Here is a 20,774-nt window from a genome sequence, read left to right as displayed (position 1 = left end):
ACAGCGCGCGGAAGCGAGTCCGCGTCTGTTAATGGAACAGACGAAAAGCCAGTTTAATGTTAACAATATTACAAACCCGGTTGCGCGGGCTTAAAATCTGGCATGATCTGCGTCACTGGATCGGTGATAGCCAAAGCACAGTGGCCGTCTGATGCCGCAGGAAGACACAGAAAGAGGGTGCATGCATATGAGCAAAGCCGAGCCGCTCATTGCGATTGTGGATGACGACGAAAGCGTGCGCACCACCCTTTCCGCCTTAATGCGCGAAAGCGGGTTTGAGGCCCTCAGCTGTCCCGACATCGCGTCGTTTATGGCGCTGGGAGACCCGCCGCCGGTGGATTTGGCTCTGATTGATCTGCGTTTGCGGGGCGAGTCTGGCTTGACCCTGGCCATCCACATCCGCGAACGCTACGAAATTCCCATTGTGATGCTGACCGGAGTGGGAGACGAGATCGACAAGATCATCGGCCTGGAAACTGGCGCCGATGACTATCTGATCAAGCCTTTCAACCCGCGCGAACTGGTCGCGCGCATTCGGGCCGTGCTGCGCCGCTATGGGCATGGCGGCGCAAAACCCACCAGCGCCGCCTCCGGGCAGGGCATTTTTTTTGGCAGCAAGCGCATTGATATTCAAACCCGTCGGGTGCTGGACGCCGAGGGCGAAGAAATCCCGCTGACCAATGCAGAATACCGCCTGCTGGAGTATTTTGCCCGCAACCCCAACCGGGTCATCCCGCGGCCGGAACTGTTGCAAGAACTGGGCTCAGATATGCAGCGCTATGTGGATCGAACCATTGATGTGCTGATTTTGCGCCTGCGCCGCAAGATCGAGCCCGTTGCCTCCAAACCGGTGCATCTGCAGACCCGTCGCGCCCAGGGGTATATTTTCCACCTATCACCAGAAGGCCAGTGATGCCCACGCTGTCAAACCTGAGTGTCCGGTTTCGCCTGTCGGCAGCAATTGCGGTTCTGTTTGGCCTGATCCTGTTGGTCAGCCTGATTGGCTTTCTGGTGTTGAACCGGACTGAGCTGTGGATGAACGTGCTGCACAAGGACACCCTGGCAGAGGTCTCCGAAGCCTTGGATCTGTCACGGGAATCTGCAGATCTGGCAACCTCGGCACCGTTTTTATATGCGCTTTTTCCGCCGTTTCAGCTGGAACAGGAAAAGGCCAAGGTTTTGGCCAACCTGGACCGAATTGAGGCGCTTTCGGCCGACGACCCTGCCCTGGACCTGCCAGTGGCACGGCTGCGGTTTGCCATTGATGATCTGACAACGGCCCTGGCACCGCAGACCGAACGGCAGGCCGCGCTGGATGCCATTGATCGCGACATGGTGCGGCTGAACCAGCGGGTGCGGCGGTTTACCGGGGATCGCACCTTGCCGCTGGCAGAGCGGGAAGTCTGGTCTGGTCTGCAACAGCTAACCGCCAGTGCAATTGGGGCGGGACGGGCCAATGCGCTCATCGAGCTGGGGGAAGCGCACCGTCGCTATTCAAAGCAGCGCGCAGCCTTACTGGCGCAGCTCTTGCCGGTTCATGGGGCGACATTTGCCGAGATTGAGCAGGCCACCCAGCGCGGCGAAAGCCTGTTTGTTCTGAAGCATCGCGATTTGGCGGCGCGGCTTGATGCGGAAAACGCGCTGTTTCGCATCCGGCAAGAAGCCCGCCGTGTCAGCACTTTTGCCGGGGCAAAAGTCGCTCAGGCGGAAAACCGTCTGTCACAGGCCCGCGCAGAGACCTCCAGCAACCTGGCCATTGCCAAAAACGCCTTTTTGGCCCTCACCGCCGCGAGCCTGTTGGTGGCGATCACCTCATCTCTCTATGTGTCACGCTACGTGGCGGGCAATCTGCAACGTATTGCTGAGGCCATGCGCAGGCTTGCAGCGGGCAACCACCGCACAGACCCGCCACAGGGACCAAACTCCGAGGATGAAATTGGCCAGCTCTATGCGGCGTTTCATGTGTTTCGCGAAAGCGCCCGCAAGCTGGAGCGCCGAACCCGCCAGATTGGTCATCAGAACGCACTGTTTTCACGGGTGTTTCGCAATATCAAGGATGGTGCGGCGATTGCCTCTTCCAAAGGGTGGATCGAGGCCGAAAACGACAATCTGCGCCAGCTGCTACGGCTGCCCCCTGCGCAAGGTACTGCCCATGCGCGGGTGCCTGATCTGATAGCGGCGTCCGGTTTTGCTCGGCGCACCTCGGCGAGCGAACATGGCGGGTTTGAAGAATATGCCGACCCCTCCGGCAACGTGTTGGAACTGCGCCGCTCACCTTTGCCAAATGGCGAAGAGGTCTGGCTACTGTCCGAAACCACAGAACGGAAACGAGTGGAGCAACGGCTGGAAGAAATTCGCCGGGTCGAGGCGCTGGGTAAGGTCTCTGGCGAGGTTGCCCATGATTTTGGCAATATCCTGTCTAGCATCTCTGGCAATCTGCACCTTCTTGAAACGGCGGATGCCGAAGAGGCCCAGCATCTGCATACCCGCCTCAGATCCGCCCTGGATCTGGGTATTTCGCTGACAGAGCGGCTGCTGGCTTTTGCCCGCAAACAACATCTGGAACCCCAGGTGACCGACATTGGCGTGCTGATCGAAGGCATGGCGGATCTGTTGGAAATTGCGGTGCCAAGTTCGGTGTCGATGGATTTTGAAATTCCACCAGATCCGGTGCTGGCCAGGGTGGATCCGGGGCAGCTGGAAAGCGCAGTGCTGAACCTCTGCGTCAATGCCGGTCAGGCCATAGGTGAGACCGGCCATATTCGCGTCTGCGTGACGGATGACGACGGGGCACAGCTGTCAATCCACGACGATGGCTGCGGCATGTCTCCCGAGGTGCTGCGCCACGCAACAGAGCCGTTTTATTCCAACCGCAACGATGGCAGCGGCACCGGGTTGGGCCTGTCGATGGTCGACGGCTTTGTCCATCAATCTGGCGGCCAGCTCAGCCTCCGCTCGCGCACAGAGCCCCCGCAGCAAGGCACCATAGTGACACTCAAATTCCCGGCGCTGACAGAAGAAACCAACCAATCCAATGAAATGCTGACACCCGGAACCGCATTGGTGATTGATGACGACCCCACCTACCTGGCCTCTGCGTCAGAGGCCTTGGAGCGGTTGGGCTATATCGTTGTTCGGGCCGGACGTTTTAGCGACGGCACTGCGCAGCTGCACCGCCTGCCGCGGCTGGACCTGGTGCTGAGTGATCTGAATCTGGACAATGGCGCATCCGGCTGGGACATTCTGCACCTTGCCCATCGGCTGTTTCCCAAGTGCCGGCTGGCCCTCATGTCGACCCGCGAAACATACCGTGTTCCACAGGAGCTTGAGGCGGCAGCGCGGCCGGCAAAGCTGCAAAAACCCTTTACGGATGCGATGATGCGCAAACTGGTGGCATCCAAAGGGTGACTTACATCCGGTGGGGCCGGACCACCCATCCAGACAGTGAAGATAGCCAGTGGTGCAGCCTGACCCGCTTAAAGCGGTTTTTGCAGCAAGGCGAGCACAGCGCCAGCCAACAACAAACCGGCGGCGGCCAGTAGGCTGACGCCGATGCTGTTGAACAGATCCCCAACCAATCCAGCGCCATAGGGCCCAAGGGTCTGCGCGACAGCAAACACAACAGTAAAAAGACTGATCGCCCCGGCCCAGCTTTCTGGCGGCAGGTTCTGGCGGGCAAAGTTGGTGACGGCCCCCGGCGCCATAAAGACCGACAGGCCAAAGACCACCGCCGAAATAAGCAGCGCGGGTCCGCTGGGTAGCACTACCGGCAGGGCGGATCCAATCGCGATGCCGGTCAGGATAAGGGCCAGCGGCACGCCAGAATTATAGCGGACCAGAATGGGCCGCCAAACCAGCGGCGACACACAGATGCACAGGCCGAGCATGACCCAGACCAGGGCAATAAACCCGGCGCTCGCCGCCTGTTCGGTCATCCAGGCTGACAAAAAGGTGAGATAGACAATATAGCCCAACCCAAACCCTGCATATCCTGCAAGTTCAGGCAGCATTCTGCGCACCGGCAAAGGTGCGGATCGCAGGGGGTTCTGCACTGCTGGCCGCAGTTGCAGCGCGGCCCACAGGCCCAGGGGCAGAAACGACAGGCTGACCGCGCCAGTCGCAATCCAGCCCATGGGCCAAGATCCGGGGCCAAACCGATCAAGCATCAGCGGCAGCGCTGCACCGGTCAACACGATGCCAACCCCGCCGCCTGATCCAAACAGGATCGCAATGGCCAGCGCGTTGCGCCGCGCATCGTTTTGAAACAGCCCCGCAGCCAGTGCCCCGGCAGAGGAAAAGGACATCGCGCCCAAGGTGCCCGCCAGAATACGCCAGAGCGTCTGCCACCACAGCGCCGCGTTCAGCCCTGTGGCCAGGATTGCTATGGTGGTGGTGACCAGACCAAATGCAAACAAGCGCGACGGTGAAATATGCCGGATCAACACCATGGTCAGGATCGCTCCGGCAACATAGCCCAGCGCATTGGCGGTGTTCAGCCATCCCGCCTGGGCATAGTTCCACCCCATCTCGGCTTTCATCGCAGGCAACATCACACCATAGGCAAACCTGGCAAATCCATTGGTTACAGTAACCCCCAGCGCCAGCCCCGTCAGCACCAGCCAGGGCCGGGTTGGACCCGCAGTGATGGCAGGACCATCCGGTGATGTTGTTGAAAGAGACATAGAAGCCTTGCTTTGTGCGACGTTCCTGAACCTGGAACCCCATCCGCCGCAAGCTGCCAATGAAAGGCCGCCCAAGCAAGCCAATTTATGCACTTGGGCGTGGTTTGTCACCGCGTCGTGACAACTCCGGACCCGCCAGTGTTCAGAGAGTTGGCCCAAAGAACACCCCAAAGCAGGCGCTGCTGCCAGGCCTGTCACAGGCTGCAACCTGGCTATCAATAGAGTATTTCTTGCCGCCGCAGGCTGTGCTACCCAGCCGATGAAACAGATAATGCACGGGTGGTGGTTTTGGAACGGTTCCTTTGGCTGGCAGTCGTATTGGCGGTAATCTGGGTGGTCGAGGTGGTGAACCTGATCTCTGGCTACGCGCTCAACCCAGCGTTCGGACTGCTCCCCCGCTCCCTTGGCGGTTTGGACGGGATCCTGTTTATGCCGTTTCTGCACGGCTCTTTGAGCCACGCTGCCGCCAATACCGCCCCCTTGGTCATTTTCGGCGGCCTTCTGGCGGCCACCGCCCCAAGGCTGGTTTTCAAGGCTTCGGCGCTTATCACTGTGCTAGGCGGTTTCGGCGTCTGGCTCTTTGGTGCATCCGCGATACATGTGGGAGCCTCGGGGCTGATCTTTGGCTGGTTCGGATTTTTGCTCACCCGGGGGGTGATGACCCGGCAACTGGTGCCTCTGTTGGTCACCATTGGGGTGGCCCTGGTATATGGCACGATGATCTGGGGGATCCTGCCGGGACAACCCGGTGTCAGCTGGGAGGCCCATCTGTTTGGCTGTGCGGCGGGGATCTTTGCAGGCTACAGCCTGAGCCGCCGAGCCTAAGTTCAGAATTCCAAACCTTTTGGTTTCAAGGCAGCCTCAGCCCGGGGGTTTCCCGGGCTGAGGCCTGCTTTTGGGTCAGTCTCCCTCTGCCACGCCCTGCGCCCGCAACCGTGCCCGACGTGCGCGGTAACTGGGCAGCAGCACCAGCAGCGCCGCACAGCACAACAGGCCCAGCGTCAGCGGCCGCTCCCAGATAAAGGCGGCGCCATCATAGAGCTGCATGGAGCGCGAAAAGTTATCTTCGAGCATGCCGCCCAGGATGAAGCCGATCAGCAGCGGCGCCAACGGATAATCGGCAAAGCGCAGCGCCGTGGCACAGACCCCAAAGCCCACCAGCAGCAACAGCTCGGTTGCGTTGTTCTGGCCGATATAGGCCCCCATCAGGGTAAAGAAGAGAATGAAGGGGATCAGATAACTGCGCGGAACCGACAGCACCTTGGCAATATAGGGGATCAGCGGCAGGTTCAGGATCAGCAGTACCAGGTTGCCAATGAACATCGACATGATCACCGCCCAGAACACTTCTGGCTGGTCGATCATCAACCGCGGCCCCGGCGTCACGTTCAGCGCAACCAAAGCCCCCAGCAAAATCGCCGTGGTGCCAGAGCCCGGAATACCCAGGGTCAGCAGCGGTACAAAGGATCCGGTGCAGGCGGCGTTATTGGCACTTTCTGGCGCTGCCAGCCCCTTGATCGAGCCTTTGCCAAATTGATCCTGTTCCTGCTTGGGCGCCAGGCTGCGCTCTACCGCATAGCCCAGGAAGCTGGCAATGGTGGCCCCTGCCCCCGGCAAGACGCCAATAAAGAAGCCCTGGACAGACTGCCGCCCGATGACTGGCGCAATGGATTTTGCCTCTGCCCGGCTGATGCGCAGATCGGTGATCGCGCCGCTATCGGCATCCTGCGCGGTTTTGGGCTTTAGCACCAGAAACAGCGCCTCTGGCAGGGCAAACATCGCCATTGCCAGGGTGATAAACCCAAACCCCGACTGAAGATCCATCAACCCCATGGTGAACCGTGGCAGATTGAACAACGCGCCTTCGCCAACGGTGGCCATGATCAATCCCAACGTGGTCATCAACAGCGCCTTGGCCACCTGTCCGGTGCCGGCAAAGGCGGCAATCGCCGACAGGCCAACAACCATCAGGGCAAAATACTCGGGCGAGTGAAACAACAACGCCACCGAAGACAAGGCCGGAGCAAAGATCATCAGCAGCAGCGCACCAATGGTGCCGCCGGCAAAGCTGGCGATGGCAGCAATGGTCAGCGCCTTGCCCGCCTTGCCCTGCCGCGCCATCGGATAGCCATCAAAACTGGAGGCGACAGTTCCCGCCACCCCCGGCGCATTCAGCAGGATTGATGAGGTCGAGCCGCCAAAGATGGCGCCATAATACACCCCCGCCAGCAGGATCAGAGCCGCCGACGGATCCCCCATCGAGATTGCAACCGGGATCATGATCGCAATGATCGACATCGGCCCCAGCCCCGGCAACATGCCGATAAAGGTGCCGATCAGGCAGCCGCCAATCACCATCAGCAGATTCTGTACCGAGAGGGCCGTTTGCAGGCCAATTAACAGTCCTTCAAGCATATCAGCCTCCCCAGAAACCAGGCAGCGGGCGCATGTAGATACCCAAGACCTGCTGAACCAAATACCAAACCACCAGAGTCGCTATCAGGGCAATCGGCACCAGATAGCGCCAGCCCCATTCGCCCAGAATAGCGGCCCCGAGAATAAGAAAGGCCGAGGTCGAGACAATAAACCCGACAGGGCGCAGGCACAGCGCATAGGCTACCATCAGCCCCAGCAGCATCAGCGCCTGGCTCAGATGATAGTCCCCCAACCGGCGGTAATTGATCTCGGCAGGCTTTTCCTCGCTCTTTTCCAGTCCAAACAGGATGGTACAACAGGCGATCACGCCAAGAATGGACAGAACCTTGGGAAAGGTGCTGGGCCAGATCGGGTTGCGTTTCATGAACGGCGCAAGACTGCTGTCCATGGTGAACCAGGCCGTATATCCATAGGCCAGACAAATACTTAACAGGATCAGTGCGATCCAGCGATCAAGAGCCATTTTCCCCTCCCTGCCCTTCAAAGGTGACAAGGCGATAGCCCGCCTTGTCACATGTCGTTTGCTCACCCAGTTGGGTGTTACAGGAAGCCCAGCTTTTTCATCAGATCGCCAATGACTTGTTCCTGTTCTTCCAGGAAGCCTTTGAAATCATCACCTGAGTTATGGATGTTGACCCAGCCATTGCGGGCGCGGACCTCTTCCCACTCGGGCGTGTCATACATCTTGGCCAGGGCGTCCTGATACATCGCCAGCTTGTCCTCAGACAGGCCGGGAGCCGCAAAGAAGCCGCGCCAGTTGACAAAGCTGGTGTCGATGCCCTGCTCCTTCATGGTCATCACATCCGGCGCCACGCCAACGCGCGCGTCAGAGGTGACACCGATGATTTTGACTTCCCCGGCATTGGCCAGGTTAATCGCCTCGGAAAATCCCGTCGACAGGGCTGCGATCTCACCCGAGAGCAGCGCCGCCATGGCCTTGCCGCCGGCGTCATAGGGAATATATTTGACCTCCAGCGCGTCTTTGCCTGCAGCCTCCATCACCATGGCTGCAACCAGATGATCCATACCGCCCGGAACAGAGCCGCCACCAATGGCGGTTTTCGATGGGTTGGCATCATAGGCCGCCAGCAGATCGCTCATGGAATTCACCGGGCTGTCCTTGCCGACAACAATGGCGGCGTAATCGCCGATGGTTCCAGCCACCAGCGTCAGATCGCGAAAGTTATGCGGGAACACCCCGGTAAGCGAGCGGATCACGATCGGGGTCGAGTTGACCATCAAGGTGCCGTGGTTGCTCTCGGCATTTTCGATCAAATAGCCGATGGCCTTACCGCCGCCGCCGCCAGACATGTTTTCATAGGACGCGGTTGCCACCAGCCCCGCCTTGGTCAGGGCCTCACCCGTTCCACGTGCAGTGCCGTCCCAACCGCCACCGGCCCCACCGGGGATCAGAAAGTGAATGCTCTCAAGCGTTTTATGACCCTCGGCCAAGACCGGAGTGGCCAGGCTCCCAACCAGGCTCAAGGTCGCAACTACACTCGCTATCAGGGCGCGACGGCCCATCTTGATTGTCATCATGATTTCCTCCCATTTGACAACTGTCCGAAAGGCGGCTCAGTTGAGAGAGACAAACATGAGAAGCTGTCACCGAGCTGTCACGCGATGAAAAAAGTGAAAAGAGCGCATGAAATTCCTTTTGGTCGAAGACAATATGGACCTGGCAAAAGCGATTTGTGCACGTATGCACCTGGATGGCCACACCATTGATCATGCAGGCAGAATTGACGATGCAATCGCCTTTTCGCAGACCGGAGATTACGATCTGATCCTGCTCGACATCATGCTGCCCGATGGCGACGGGCGCAGCTTTCTCAAACAGCATAGGGAGCAGAAACGCGACACAGCTGTGATTGTTCTGACCGCCCGGTCGCAGGTCTCGGACAGAATCAGCGTGCTGGATCTGGGCGCCGATGACTACATAACCAAACCGTTTGATCACGAAGAACTGCAGGCGCGTTGTCGGGCGGTGTTGCGCCGCAAGACCGGCACATCGCAGGCGGTTTTGCAGCTTGCCGACGTGAGCTTCAACCCGGTCGCCGGGGTGGTCACCGTCTGTGATAAAGTGGTGAACCTGCGCAATCGAGAGTTGCGTTTGCTGGAAGTGTTGTTCAATGCGCCGGGGCAAATTTTCCCCAAGCAGAAACTGGCGGACCGGCTGTTTTCCTACGACGAGGATGTCTCGGAGAATGCTGTTGAGGTCTATATCGCGCGGCTGCGCAAACATCTCGAAGGCTCTGGCCTAAAGATCACCACCCACCGCGGGCTGGGCTATCGGCTGGACCATGATTGAGGCGCCGCAAATCTCGGGTTCCCTGCGCAACCGGCTGGCTGTGACCCTTATCGGCGGGGCCTCACTGTTGGCTCTGCTGCTGTTTCTGGTGGTCAGAAACTACGCCGCCCAGATCGCGCAGCAGGGGCAAGACAGCATCCTCGGGGCCTCGGTCTCCTCTATTCTGGATGCCGCCGTGCTGCGTGATGATCAGGTGGAGATCGACTTTCCCTATGCCTCCTTTTCGATGCTGACCACACCGGCGCATGACCGGGTATTTTACGCCATCTACCGGGATGACCAATTGCTGTCGGGCTATGCGGATCTGCCGCGGCCAGACAATGCTGACAGCCCCGACAGCGGCGAACGCCATTATCAAACCGCTGCGTTCATCGGCAAGCCCATCCGTATCTCAACCGCCTCGCGCACCCTGCTCGGCGCCGACGTCAAAACCCACATCACCGTTTCCGTGGCGCAGACCCAGGACGCGCTCTCGGACCGGCTGAATGCCATCTCGCGCAATGTTGCCTCCTTTGGCATGGGCTTCTTTGTGTTGGTGGTGCTGTTGTCCTTTTGGGTCACCTCCATCACCATTGCGCCGCTCAATCGCCTCGCCACCTCGGTCGCCAGGCGCGGCCCCCAGGATCTAAGCCCGGTTAGCAAACCGGTGCCCACCGAGATGCTGCCGCTGGTGGGGGCCCTTAACAGGTTAATGGCCCGGCTCAATCAATCGCTGACCCAATCCGAAGACTTCATCGCCGAGGCCGCCCATCGGGTGCGCACCCCGCTTGCCACGGTGCGCTCCTACGCCGAAACCACCCTCCAGCGGGTCGATAAAGAACAAAACCGCCAGGCGCTCAGGTCGATGATCCGGGCTATCGACGAAAGCTCGCGCGCGGCGGGGCAACTGCTGGATCATGCAATGATCACCTTTCGCGCCGACCAGCTGGAATACCAGCAATTGGATCTGGTCGATCTGGTACAGGATCTGGTGCTGCGTCTCGCGCCGGTTGCGGAAATGAAAGACATTGATCTGCGGTTTCATGTAGATCAGCCGGTCCACTGTCAGGGCGATCCCATCCTGCTGCAAAATGCCATTCGCAACCTGATCGACAATGCGCTGAAGTATTCCCCAAGCGAAAGCACCATAGACATTCGGGTGTCCGCAAGTCCCCGGCCACAGGTGGAAATCCGTGATCAGGGGCCTGGGTTTCCACCCGATGAAATCTCCGATCTGGCCCTGCGGTTTTCACGCGGCAATAACGCAGCGGGCACAATCGGCTCAGGCCTGGGGCTGACGATTGCCCAGGATGTCGCCATTGCCCATGGTGGAAAGCTAACCCTGTCCAACCTTACAGGAGGCGGCGCATGCGTGTTATTTTCGCTCTGATACTCGCCCTTCTGCCACTGATGACAGCTGCACAGGCCCAGAACACCTGGGAAGAGCGGGCAATGTTTCGCGGCAGTAATGGCGGCCAGACACTCAGGATTCTATCGAGTACCGACGGATCCTTTTTTGCGCCCATCATCACCAGCTTCCTTGCCCAGCGGCCCGATCTGTCCATCGAATACTTTGTCTCGGGAACAGCTGAGATTGACCGCATTTTCCGCCAGGATCCCAGCCAGTTTGATCTGGTCATTTCCAGCGCCATGGATTTGCAGTTCAAGCTGGCCAATGATGGACATGCTTTGGCGATTGAAGATGTCACCACACCTGATTGGGCCCAGTGGCGGCAGAGCCTGTTTGCCTTTACCACGGAACCCGCAGCCATTGTCATTCGGCGCGCCGATTTTGCCGGCCATCCACTGCCACAAACCCGTCAGGACCTGATCCAGGCCCTGCGCAGCCGCCCCGAGGTTTTCCGCAATCGGTTAGGGACGTACGACATTCGCCATTCCGGGCTGGGGTATCTTTTTGCCACCCAGGATGCCCGGGCCTCTGAGACCTATTGGCGGCTGATGGAGGTGATGGGCAATCTGGGCACCCATCTGTATTGCTGTTCCGGCGATATGATCACCGACCTGCAAAATGGTAAGATCGCTGTCGCCTATAATGTGCTTGGCAGCTATGCCTCCGCCCGCACCACCGACACCGATGATCTGGCCGTCATTCTGCCCGCTGATTTCCCCATCACCATGATGCGCAGCGGCTTTGTTTCCGCCGGAACCACACAGCCAGGGCACGCCGGGGATTTTATTCGCCATCTACTCAAAATCCAGTCCGCCCCATTGGACCCCGGGGCCTTTCCCTTGCCGCCACTGATACCGGAATCCGGCTCCCCGCCCCAATCGGCAATCACGCTGGGGCCTGCCCTAATGACCTATCTGGACAGGCTCAAACGGCGCACCTTTCTGAAAGAATGGATCAGCGCCGTTATTCAATAGATGGCCTTAAGGAAAGAGCGGCCTTACCGATAGGTCAGGTTCCGATAAAATCTGCGCGCCGTTCCTGCAAGGCGGCGTGCAGATAATCCACCAGCAGACGCACGCGTAAAACCCGGCGCAGATCACCATGCAGCAGCAACCAGGTAGAACGGTCCTGGTTCAGTTCTGTGCCCGGCACCCGCTGCAATTCGGGGAATTCTTTTTGCACCCAGCTGGCCAGAAAGGTCATCCCGGCCCCAGCCCGCGCCATGTGCAAATGCATCTGCGGGTCGGGAATGGCGTGGCGTATCTTGGCCTCAGGAAAAGGCGAGCTGGCGATCATGTCCAACAGGCTTGGTTCCGCCCCATAGCCGATCCAGCTCAACCCCTGGCCCTTTGGTCCGGCGCCGGGCAAGACCCGTTCGATATAGTCCCGCGCCGCATATATCCCCAGTGACAGCGGGAACAGGCGACGGCCAACTGCCGCGTCCTCGACCTGCAGAACATGGCGGATCGAGACATCGGTTTCGTGGTTTTCAATGGACTCGATGCCAAAGGACAGGCTCAGATCAATGTGAATATCCGGGTAGAGCTTGCTGAATTCGGCGAGGATCGGCGCCAAAAGATAATGCGCCGTCATCGGATCCGCAGACAGGCGCACCCGCCCGGTTGCCTCCCGGTCCAACCCCTGCACCGCATTGAACCCTTTAAGCAACAGCGCCTCTGCCTCCAGCGCTTGCGGCAGCAGCGCCCGCCCGGCGGCGGTCAAATGCAGCCCATCACCACCGCGCCGAAACAGTTGCACCCGCAGCCCGGCCTCCAGGGCCTCTACCTGACGGCGCAGGGTGGCATGGGTGCTGTCGATGGCCTCTGCTGCGGCCCGAAGCGAGCCATGCCTGGCGACAGCCAAAAAGGCGGGGAGCGGTTTCCAATCCAACATGCCGGAACATTATCAATCCATACCGGATCAATTCAAGCCATTTCCGGAACGCAAATAATCCGCCATGCAGCCCCCGAACTCCGACTGAGTAAGGCAGAGCGATGACAAAAACATATCATGCATGGGCGATCCCGCGCTACGGCTGCCCTGAGGTGCTGGAGCCTGTGACCCCGCCGCGACACCCCCCAACGGGGCGGCAACTGCAGATCGAGATCAAGGCCTCCGCCGTGACCCGGGCGGATTGCATGATGCGCGCAGGGGTGCCGCGATTTGCCCGCGCCTTCCTTGGCCTGTCGCGCCCGCGCAACAATCTGGTTGGCACCGGCCTGTCCGGTGTGATCACCGCAATCGGCCCTGGGGTCAAACGCTTTGCTGTTGGCGATGCCGTCTTTGGAGAAAGCGGTCTTTCGTTTGGAGCCAATGCCAGCCACATCTGCCTGGAAGAGGACGCGCTGCTGCTGCAGAAACCCGACAGCCTGCCCCATGCACAGGCCAGCACGCTCTGTGATGGGCCTTTGACCTCGCTGCATTTTCTGACGCAGGTGGCCCAGCTGCACCCCGGCCAGCGCCTGCTGGTGCTGGGGGGCTCTGGCAGCTTGGGCAGTGCGGCCATCCAGATCGCCCGCCATCTGGGCGCCGAAGTCACCGCCACCTGCAGCACCCGCAACGCAGCGCAGGTCAGCGCTCTGGGGGCCCAGCAGGTGATTGACTACACCCGGCTTGATATCGCGGACACGGCCGAAACATTTGACGTGATCTATGACACCCTAGGCGCGTCTTCTTTTGGGCGGCTCAAGCATAATCTGGCAGCGGGCGGGCGGTATCTCTGTCCGGTTCTGGACGCAAAACTGCTTTGCGCTGCGCTGGCGACCTGGCTCTTGGGGGGACGCTGGGCACAGTTTTCAGCGGCGGGCCTGCAGCCCGTGCACCAGCTGCGGGACTTGCTGACCCAGCTGCTGGTGCTAACGCGCAGCGGGGCTTTGACACCTCTCATGGACCGGCACTATGGGCTGGACGAGCTGATCGCCGCCCATCGCTACGTGGACACCGGACGCAAGGTTGGCAATGTCGTGGTGATGGGATCAAGACCCGGATCAACGACCCAGTCGCAGCCACTGCCAGCCCCGCCGCCCCCGGCCATCCCCGATGCGAAGGACCGGGACCAGGGTTAGGCCTGCACTGCCTTCATGAACCGATCCCGGATCACTACAGGGTCCAGCGGGATCACCGGCATCTTGGCATTGCCACTGTCACATTTGACCACCAGAACCGTTGCCTTACCGGCCTCTAACGCCTGTTTCAGCGCCGCGCCGGTGTCGACGTCCTGGACCTCAACCACTCTGTCACAGCCTGCAGCCCGTGCCATACCGGCAAGACAGGTTTTTTTGCCGGTATAGGTCGGCTGATCCCCGGTCGAGCCATAAGAGCCATTGTCGATGATCATCAGAATATAATTGGGCGGCGCGTTATTGCCGATTGTTGGCAGGGTGCCCAGGTTGGTCAGCACCGAGCCATCGCCATCAATCACCACCACCGGTTTAGGCTGCGCCAGCGCGAGCCCCAGGCCAATCGAAGAGGCCAGCCCCATGGTGCCAAGCATATAGAAATTGCTTGGTTGATCGTCGATGGCGTGAAGTTCCTGGCTGGGAATGCCGATGTTACAAACGACAAGCTGATCCCGCAGCAAGGGCGCGATCTCGGAAAGGATTTCAGAACGGATCATTGTTCGCCATAGCCTCCCCAGAAATTGGCATCGGTCAGGATGGCCACTGGTTTATTGCACATGAAGGTATGTTTCAGAATCATGTCGAACTCCTCCACGTCGGACTGTTTGTGGAAATGATAGGTCGGAATATTCAACTGCGCCAACAGGGCCTTGGTGTGCAGCGCCATCTCGACCTGACAGGCCACCGGTTCACGCAGCTCACCGCGATAGGAGATCAGCATCGGCAGGGGCATCCGGTAGTATTGAATCAAGGTCGCCAGCGTATTGATGGTCACCCCGATCGCCGTGTTCTGCATGATGATTGCCGGACGCTTGCCCCCCATCCAGGCTCCGGCACACAGCCCCATGCCCTCGTCCTCTTTGTTGGCGGGAACATGAAAAACCTCGTCGCGCGTCTCAACTTCCTCGATCACCCCGGCCAGCTGTTTGCAGGGAACTGTGGTGACAAATGAAATGTCGTTGGCAACAAGATCATCCACGATTTTCTTGTCGATGTTCATTTTGGACATGCCTTTCCTTGAGCCCTTCCCCCTTGCTCTAGCAGAAGTTCTGCCCGGTGGCATCATTTCACGCCGCCAGGCTCGGGGGATCTATGGTCCCACATCTGGCTTCAGAGCCACCTTGTCACAGTCGGTTTTCATGCTACGCTTTGCCTGTTCTGAGGCCAGAATTTCGGCCTATATTGAGGAGTTTTTTTATGAGTAGTTTGAAACGAATTGCGATCTCAGCCCCCCTGGTTGCCCTGTTTTCCCTTGCACAGTCGCCTGCTTTTGCTGGCGGTGATGGGGGTGGGACCAGCGCCTCGAATGCGTTAAGCAACGCAGCGACCAAGTCTGTGGTGAAGACACTGTCACGGGGCACATCGCGTTGCAGGAAACAACCCGCCGCCTACCGCTACGATTGCTATCGCTGGGTTTACCGGCGCGCCGCAAACCAGTTGCGAACCAATGACGCCTATTCCGAAGCCCAGCAAGCGCTGGAGCAGGTCGAACGCAGCCTGGAAGCGGTGATTGCACAGAACCGCGACACCACGCAGCCCAAACGCAGGCGTGCTCTTGAAACCTATACGCCGGTCAAACCCGCCGCCATCCCAAGGGTAAAGCGCGCCACCATACAGGCGTTGGAAAAGGCCGAAACCATTTTGCTGCGGTCACCCGCAAACAAACAAGAGCATTACACCCGCATCGCAGAAGCGATAAATTCCAACAAGGTTCTGTTGCGCTCTGCCTTGTTGCCGGGCGGCATGATCCGTTTGGCTCAGACCTTGGTCTCAGGCTTTCTGCGCCACGGCTGACGCGCTGCCTACCTGCGGCCTTGCCGCCTGAGACGTCCCAGCGCGCAATGACCTGGCGGGCGCGGCGGCAAAGCAAAACCTATGCCGCCGCCCCTTGCCGCCGCCCTTACCTTGCAGCCTGTGCAACGCCACAGGCCCAAGAAAAGGCCAATAGCGTTACCGGACCACATGCACAGCACAGGCTGCATGGCGCACCACCTGGCTGGCGGTGGAGCCCAGCAGCAAATCCTGCATGCCTGGACGGTGAGATGAGATAATCACCAGATCGGGTTTGTTTGTCTCTGCCCAGTCAAGAATGGAACGCCCTGAGTGGCCTTCTATGACCAGGCTGCTGGCAGCGTTTGGCAGGGTTTTGGCGAGAGCAGCCAGCTCGGCCTCCAGCGCCTTGCGGGTTTCTGCCATATAGTCAGCGGACATATAGGAAATCGCATAGGCCGGAACCTGTTCGACCACATGCAACAGGGTGATCTTGGCATCTGGTGTGGCCAAGATCTGCGCCAGCTTAAGCGATGCTGAGACATCACGGTCTGGATCAAACGAAATTGGTACGAGAATATTATGATACATGAAAAGCCTCCTTGGCTACTCGCCTAAATCAAAGCATGCCCCCGGATCATCCTATGGACCTTGATCCAAATCAGGGGTTTTGCCCTTTGTGAATGTGTCCCGACCTTGAGGTCAAACCGCCTCAAATGTCGCTGCGACCTCATACATGACAGGCTCGAAACTGCGGCACAACTCATTGATTTTCCGGTTCCGCTCGCGCATCTCTGCGGAGCGTAGCATCGCCATGAAATCCTCGCGGCGGCGCCATTGTGAATAGTTTGCAATCCGCGTTTGGGCGTCATTCACGTGCAACCCCGCAGCAATAAATCCGGGCTGTTTGGATATGAACGCGCCATAGGCATCCGTAAGCGCATCCAAGAGATCCTGGCAGGTTCCCGGCGTCATTTCAAAGGTCGTGATAACCGTTTGGATCTCCGCACCATCGGTAATTTTAGGCATTGGCTTCTCCCTGGTTGTTTCGCTACCTGTGACAAGCCTACGATGATTACGCTGAGAAACGGACTCGTTTTTCAGCAGGCGATTGTCAGCGTGGGATGATCACACGTATAACAGGATCATGCTACCGACAACTCTCCGATAAGGCCATGCTCCGCCCTGCACATCTGTTTCTGGCGCTTTGGGCCGCAATCCTGCCTCTGGCTGCCAGTGCCGGAGCCTGGAAGCGCCCTGTGGATACCGGCTTTGCCGCGACCAGCTTTACCCTGCGCAGATCTGACCAGGGGTTGGTAAGCGAGTTTGGCTATTACCGGGATTTTGGCCTCTCAGCGCGGTTTGATCTGGGCATTGATCTGAACCAACAGGACAGCCAATCCGGCCATGTCCTGATCTTTGCCCGCCTGCCACTGCGCCAGGAGGCGGACAAAACCCAAATCGCCGCCGAATTCGCACTTGGTGGCAATCACACCAACCTGCAATGGCACCCGATGTACCGGCTCACCCTGTCTGCCGGACGCAGCAAGCCCACCCGGATCGGAACGCTCTGGGGTTCCCTAGATCTGAGTGTTGAACAGCGCGGCGACGCGGCCCACCCCCTGGGGAAACTGGACGGCAGTTTTGGCATAGATACCAACCGCGCACTCTCACCGCTTTTGCAGATTGAAACCAGCTTTGGCCAGGGGACCGATTTTGCCTACGCCATCACGCCTGGCCTGCGCATCAAGCTTGCTGGCCTGTCCTTTGCCAAAAAACCCATATTCGAAACCAGCGACCTGACCATCGGGCTTGAATATCGGCGCGCAAACACGCAGAGTCTGGGCCTCAAGATAGCCCTGTGGCAGCGCTTCTGACCCAGGCCCTCGCCAGATTTGTCCCCGCTCCCCCGATCCCAAAATTCCTGACGCAACTTCCTCAGCCCAAAAGACTGGTGCCATGACATCGATCCCCCCACAGGCCACCCCGAGCACAAACCCGATCCGCCCGACCGACGATAAGGCCCGCGCCCTAGCGCAAAGCCTGATGAGCCAAGCCCGCTTTGCCGCTCTGGCCACGCTGGATAGCAGCGGCAGCCCGCTGGTATCGCGGGTTGCCTTTGGCCTGTGCGCCGCAGGCCAACCGATCAGCCTGATGTCCAGCCTCGCCCAACACAGCCAGAACCTGGCAGCGAACCCCGCCTGTTCACTGCTGGTCGGAGAGCCCGGCCCAAAGGGAGACCCGCTCACCCATCCCCGGCTTAGTCTGGTTGGCACGGCGCAGTTTGTCGACAACCAAAGCCCGGAACATCAGGAAATGGCCACGCATTACCTGCGCAGCCATCCAAAATCCAAACTCTACATCGGCTTTACGGATTTCTCTTTTGTCCGTTTTTCTGTGCGGCTGGGCAATCTGAACGGCGGTTTTGGTAAGGCTTTCACCCTTACGCCAGACGACCTATCCCCTCCCAGCTAGGCTCTGGCCTACTTATCGACCCGCACCACCACCTGCACCTCGCCACGCAGGGATTCGCCCCAGTTCAACTTAACCTCGTCCCGGTTGCTGCCCTGTTCCAGCTGCACCCAGGGGCGTGGGTATTGATAAGTGCCACTGGAATTGCGCATGGGCCCAATGGCCACCACCGCATCCACCGCCCGCGCACGCCCCTGGAACGGCATGGCCCCGGCGGTCGAAACTGTCCAAGTGCTGGCAACCGTGGCTTGCTCATGGCGGATCCGCAGCGGGCTGGCCACCGCAGTGGAGATCCCATGGAAGGTATTGCCTTCAAAAAATACCGATTTGCTACGACTGAAATCAAGATCGGAAAAACTGGTATCCACCCGGTCAGCCCGGTCAATACTGCCATTGATCGACCGGAACTTATTTCCCGAGATGCTCACCCCATTCAGGAAATGCCCGGTGCCATAGGGTTTGATCACCACATAGCTGAACCAGGGCGCCACATCGCTGGACAGGAACACATTGTCGGTGATCGACAGTGCACTGAACGAAAACCCACCCGTGAAATTCGGGGTTGGATCCTGCTCGTTGGTCCATTCAATAAAGCAGTTGTCGACGTAATTGTCCGAAATGGTGCTGGCACAATAGGTCGAGGCCATAATCAGCCCCGCCGTGCGCACGCCCCCCGCGATACTGTCCCCCTGAAAGAAGTGATTTCCGGTGATGGTGTTATTGGCCCCCGCGAGCAGCGCAAAATGGCGAAACTTGGTCACCCGATTGTTGCGCAGCTTGGCGTCATTGGCATTGACGTTGATCCCAACACTGCTGCGGTTTGGGACGGTTGCGGCCTCTTCCGCCGACAGAAACTGGCAATTGTCCACCAGAATGCCCTGACACCCCGACCCGATCGAGGTAATGCCGCGATCCTTGGGCCGCGAAATAAAGCAATGGTCCAGGCTGAACACCGTCCCTGCCGAGGGCAGGCGCAGCGCGCTGCAGTGGGAGTTGCACTGGATTTCCACCTCAGTCATGCCAAATTTGCTCAGGGCGCTGAAGCCGCTGAAATCGAGCATGTATTTGAAATCCTTGAAGGTAAACACCTGGGTGCCCGCCGCATCATAAAGCGGTGCATTCAGGGTGATCTCACCAGCGCCGGTGTTTTTGCTGCGCACGTAAATCTCGCGGCCGACACCAGCGCCCTCCACCAGCGCCCCTACCGGGATATTGGCGATATTGTTGACATTTTTTAGCTTGCGCGGGTCATTGGGATCATAGGTGGCCTGCTCATTCCAGGTATCCGTATCCCAGGCCGCCCCGCCCGAGGCCGCCAGCTGGCCGTTACGGATCACCCGCCGCGTCGAATAGGAGCTGCGATTGGGCACCGCCGCCTGCATATCAATCGGCGCCGTCACCGTCACCATCCGCCCGGCCAGATCCAGCGATTCATGATCCGCAGAATTCAGCAAAGCTTGAAAGGCCTTTTTGAACCCCTCTTCCTCATTGCCAAAAGCCGCCGCATAGGAGGGAAAGTCAAAACTCTTGCGCAGCAGCAGCATCTTATCCACCGGCATCCGCAGGCTGCCTTCAAAAAACACCGGACTATTTAACGAGACGGTCTGCGCCAAAAAGTACTGGCCGGCAGGCACCAGGATCTGCCGACCCGCCGCCGCCGCATCCGCGGCCTCAAAGGCTGCGGTGTTATCCGTCACATCGTCCCCGATGGCGCCAAAATCCGTGACATCCACCACGCTCACCATATCGCGCAGGAAGGCGCTGGTCAGATCGGTGATCTCGATATCGTCGATGCGGACCACGCCACCATTGGGGCCAATCAGATCCAGTCCAAAGTGACCATAGGTGGCCGCCAGCCCCCAGGGCATATCAACGCCCGCGCGGCTGCCGGTGCCGATGATGGCGCTCACCTCCACCACCGTGCCATAGGCGGTAAGCGTGGTGCTGCTGCCCACCTCAATCACCCCTGCAACGTGGCTATCGCTGCTATCCCCGGCCCAGGCGGCAATCCGCACCGTTGGCAGGGCGCCGCTCACCGCCTTGATCCGGGCCTTCACCTGCAAATAGCAACCGGGCAAAAGCGGCGTTTTCCCCATGGAGCGCAGTTTTTGCGTGCTCGCCAGTTTCTGCAACTCCAGGCAGCCGGCAAAATCCGCATCCGCCACCACAATCGCCGCATTGGGAACCCCGTCATATGTGTCAGAGCCCGGCGTGCCCTCACCGCTCGACCAGACATCCAACCCCGCTTCAAACTCTGGCGGCATCAGCTCTAGACCCGCAGTAATCACCTTGTTCATCCCAAAACCCTTTCCAAGAGCGCGCATGCATATCGCTGACAAAAGCTAGAGATCCCGGTTTAAAACCGCCCGATCACGGCGTGCGCCCCCCCTGCACCCCCTTGATCCCCTGCAGCCGGACTTTGCTTTGGAGCCTGTCCCTCGCCTGAGGCCCGCCCGGCAGGGAAAGGTGGCTGCCCCAGACCAAATCGCCGAGGGGCCCCGCCTCTTAAGGCGGGGATGCGGCTATTTTGTTTGGCATGCAGCCGCCGCCCCCTGCCAGGACCTCAGATCAGGTGAGGGGCAGATCTTCAAAGC

The 20,774-nt window shown here is 59.3% G+C and carries 20 protein-coding genes; 10 read left to right on the top strand and 10 right to left on the bottom strand.

Features of this window, described 5'->3' with window-relative positions; genetic code table 11:
• Window positions 1-181: 181 nt before the first annotated feature.
• Window positions 182-913, top strand: coding sequence for a response regulator transcription factor (locus JZI28_RS02600; RefSeq protein WP_375699147.1), 732 nt, complete (start codon window positions 182-184; stop codon window positions 911-913).
• A complete protein-coding gene (locus tag JZI28_RS02595) occupies window positions 913-3,408 on the top strand; it encodes an ATP-binding protein (RefSeq protein ID WP_375699146.1) in 2,496 nt (831 codons plus the stop codon). The genes JZI28_RS02600 and JZI28_RS02595 overlap by 1 nt, the downstream gene beginning before the upstream one ends.
• Window positions 3,409-3,476: 68 nt before the next feature.
• Here the strand turns inward: JZI28_RS02595 and JZI28_RS02590 are convergent, their stop codons facing one another.
• Window positions 3,477-4,682, bottom strand: coding sequence for a YbfB/YjiJ family MFS transporter (locus JZI28_RS02590; protein WP_375699145.1), 1,206 nt, complete (start codon window positions 4,680-4,682; stop codon window positions 3,477-3,479).
• 282 nt (window positions 4,683-4,964) lie between these two features.
• Between JZI28_RS02590 and JZI28_RS02585 the strand changes: the two genes are divergently transcribed.
• Window positions 4,965-5,507, top strand: coding sequence for a rhomboid family intramembrane serine protease (locus JZI28_RS02585; protein ID WP_375700066.1), 543 nt, complete (start codon window positions 4,965-4,967; stop codon window positions 5,505-5,507).
• A gap of 75 nt (window positions 5,508-5,582) precedes the next feature.
• On the opposite strand, the gene JZI28_RS02580 is transcribed toward JZI28_RS02585, so the two are convergent.
• The 3 genes from JZI28_RS02580 to JZI28_RS02570 form a co-directional block, all read right to left on the bottom strand.
• Entirely contained in the window at window positions 5,583-7,097 is a 1,515-nt protein-coding gene (locus JZI28_RS02580; RefSeq protein ID WP_375699144.1) for a tripartite tricarboxylate transporter permease, read from the bottom strand.
• A 1-nt stretch (window position 7,098) separates the two neighbouring features.
• Window positions 7,099-7,581 carry a tripartite tricarboxylate transporter TctB family protein gene (locus JZI28_RS02575; protein WP_375699143.1) on the bottom strand — a complete coding sequence of 161 codons (483 nt, stop codon included), beginning with the start codon at window positions 7,579-7,581 and terminating at the stop codon, window positions 7,099-7,101.
• Between the two features lie 77 nt (window positions 7,582-7,658).
• Complete coding sequence (locus JZI28_RS02570; protein ID WP_375699142.1) at window positions 7,659-8,657, bottom strand: Bug family tripartite tricarboxylate transporter substrate binding protein; 999 nt, start codon at window positions 8,655-8,657, stop codon at window positions 7,659-7,661.
• 106 nt (window positions 8,658-8,763) lie between these two features.
• Between JZI28_RS02570 and JZI28_RS02565 the strand changes: the two genes are divergently transcribed.
• From JZI28_RS02565 to JZI28_RS02555, 3 genes are read left to right on the top strand one after another with little or no spacing between them, the layout of a single operon-like run.
• Window positions 8,764-9,429 carry a response regulator transcription factor gene (locus JZI28_RS02565; RefSeq protein WP_297339465.1) on the top strand — a complete coding sequence of 222 codons (666 nt, stop codon included), beginning with the start codon at window positions 8,764-8,766 and terminating at the stop codon, window positions 9,427-9,429.
• Window positions 9,422-10,798 (top strand): sensor histidine kinase N-terminal domain-containing protein, encoded by a 1,377-nt coding sequence (locus JZI28_RS02560; protein ID WP_375699141.1) that lies wholly within the window; start codon window positions 9,422-9,424, stop codon window positions 10,796-10,798. Before JZI28_RS02565 ends, JZI28_RS02560 begins: the two co-directional genes overlap by 8 nt.
• A complete protein-coding gene (locus JZI28_RS02555) occupies window positions 10,777-11,793 on the top strand; it encodes an ABC transporter substrate-binding protein (RefSeq protein WP_375699140.1) in 1,017 nt (338 codons plus the stop codon). Before JZI28_RS02560 ends, JZI28_RS02555 begins: the two co-directional genes overlap by 22 nt.
• A gap of 34 nt (window positions 11,794-11,827) precedes the next feature.
• Here the strand turns inward: JZI28_RS02555 and JZI28_RS02550 are convergent, their stop codons facing one another.
• Window positions 11,828-12,712 (bottom strand): LysR family transcriptional regulator, encoded by an 885-nt coding sequence (locus tag JZI28_RS02550; protein ID WP_375699139.1) that lies wholly within the window; start codon window positions 12,710-12,712, stop codon window positions 11,828-11,830.
• Between the two features lie 101 nt (window positions 12,713-12,813).
• On the opposite strand from JZI28_RS02550, the gene JZI28_RS02545 reads away from it, so the two are divergent.
• Window positions 12,814-13,884, top strand: coding sequence for an NAD(P)-dependent alcohol dehydrogenase (locus tag JZI28_RS02545; protein WP_375699138.1), 1,071 nt, complete (start codon window positions 12,814-12,816; stop codon window positions 13,882-13,884).
• On the opposite strand, the gene comE is transcribed toward JZI28_RS02545, so the two are convergent.
• Window positions 13,881-14,435 (bottom strand): sulfopyruvate decarboxylase subunit beta, encoded by a 555-nt coding sequence (comE, locus tag JZI28_RS02540; protein ID WP_295453308.1) that lies wholly within the window; start codon window positions 14,433-14,435, stop codon window positions 13,881-13,883. The genes JZI28_RS02545 and comE overlap by 4 nt on opposite strands.
• Window positions 14,432-14,938 (bottom strand): sulfopyruvate decarboxylase subunit alpha, encoded by a 507-nt coding sequence (locus tag JZI28_RS02535; protein ID WP_375700065.1) that lies wholly within the window; start codon window positions 14,936-14,938, stop codon window positions 14,432-14,434. Before JZI28_RS02535 ends, comE begins: the two co-directional genes overlap by 4 nt.
• Window positions 14,939-15,135: 197 nt before the next feature.
• On the opposite strand from JZI28_RS02535, the gene JZI28_RS02530 reads away from it, so the two are divergent.
• A complete protein-coding gene (locus tag JZI28_RS02530; RefSeq protein WP_375699137.1) occupies window positions 15,136-15,732 on the top strand; it encodes a hypothetical protein in 597 nt (198 codons plus the stop codon).
• 156 nt (window positions 15,733-15,888) lie between these two features.
• Here the strand turns inward: JZI28_RS02530 and JZI28_RS02525 are convergent, their stop codons facing one another.
• Together JZI28_RS02525 and JZI28_RS02520 are read right to left on the bottom strand one after the other, a co-directional pair.
• Window positions 15,889-16,299, bottom strand: a complete 411-nt coding sequence (locus JZI28_RS02525) for a universal stress protein (RefSeq protein WP_375699136.1) — start codon at window positions 16,297-16,299, stop codon at window positions 15,889-15,891.
• Window positions 16,300-16,410: 111 nt separating this feature from the next.
• Window positions 16,411-16,737, bottom strand: a complete 327-nt coding sequence (locus JZI28_RS02520) for an antibiotic biosynthesis monooxygenase (RefSeq protein WP_295453315.1) — start codon at window positions 16,735-16,737, stop codon at window positions 16,411-16,413.
• Window positions 16,738-16,883: 146 nt separating this feature from the next.
• Between JZI28_RS02520 and JZI28_RS02515 the strand changes: the two genes are divergently transcribed.
• Both JZI28_RS02515 and JZI28_RS02510 read left to right on the top strand, forming a co-directional pair.
• Window positions 16,884-17,585 carry a hypothetical protein gene (locus tag JZI28_RS02515; RefSeq protein ID WP_375699135.1) on the top strand — a complete coding sequence of 234 codons (702 nt, stop codon included), beginning with the start codon at window positions 16,884-16,886 and terminating at the stop codon, window positions 17,583-17,585.
• 82 nt (window positions 17,586-17,667) lie between these two features.
• Entirely contained in the window at window positions 17,668-18,183 is a 516-nt protein-coding gene (locus tag JZI28_RS02510) for a HugZ family protein (RefSeq protein WP_375699134.1), read from the top strand.
• Window positions 18,184-18,191: 8 nt separating this feature from the next.
• Here JZI28_RS02510 and JZI28_RS02505 read toward each other — a convergent pair whose 3' ends face one another.
• The gene (locus JZI28_RS02505; protein WP_375699133.1) at window positions 18,192-20,477 is read right to left on the bottom strand and encodes a glycosyl hydrolase family 28-related protein; all 2,286 of its coding nucleotides are present in this window, start codon (window positions 20,475-20,477) and stop codon (window positions 18,192-18,194) included.
• Window positions 20,478-20,774: the final 297 nt, after the last annotated feature.

It is taken from the genome of Pseudophaeobacter sp. TrK17 (genome assembly GCF_042192375.1).
In the GTDB taxonomy this organism is placed as follows: domain Bacteria; phylum Pseudomonadota; class Alphaproteobacteria; order Rhodobacterales; family Rhodobacteraceae; genus Pseudophaeobacter.
This window is presented reverse-complemented; position numbering and strand designations above follow the sequence as displayed.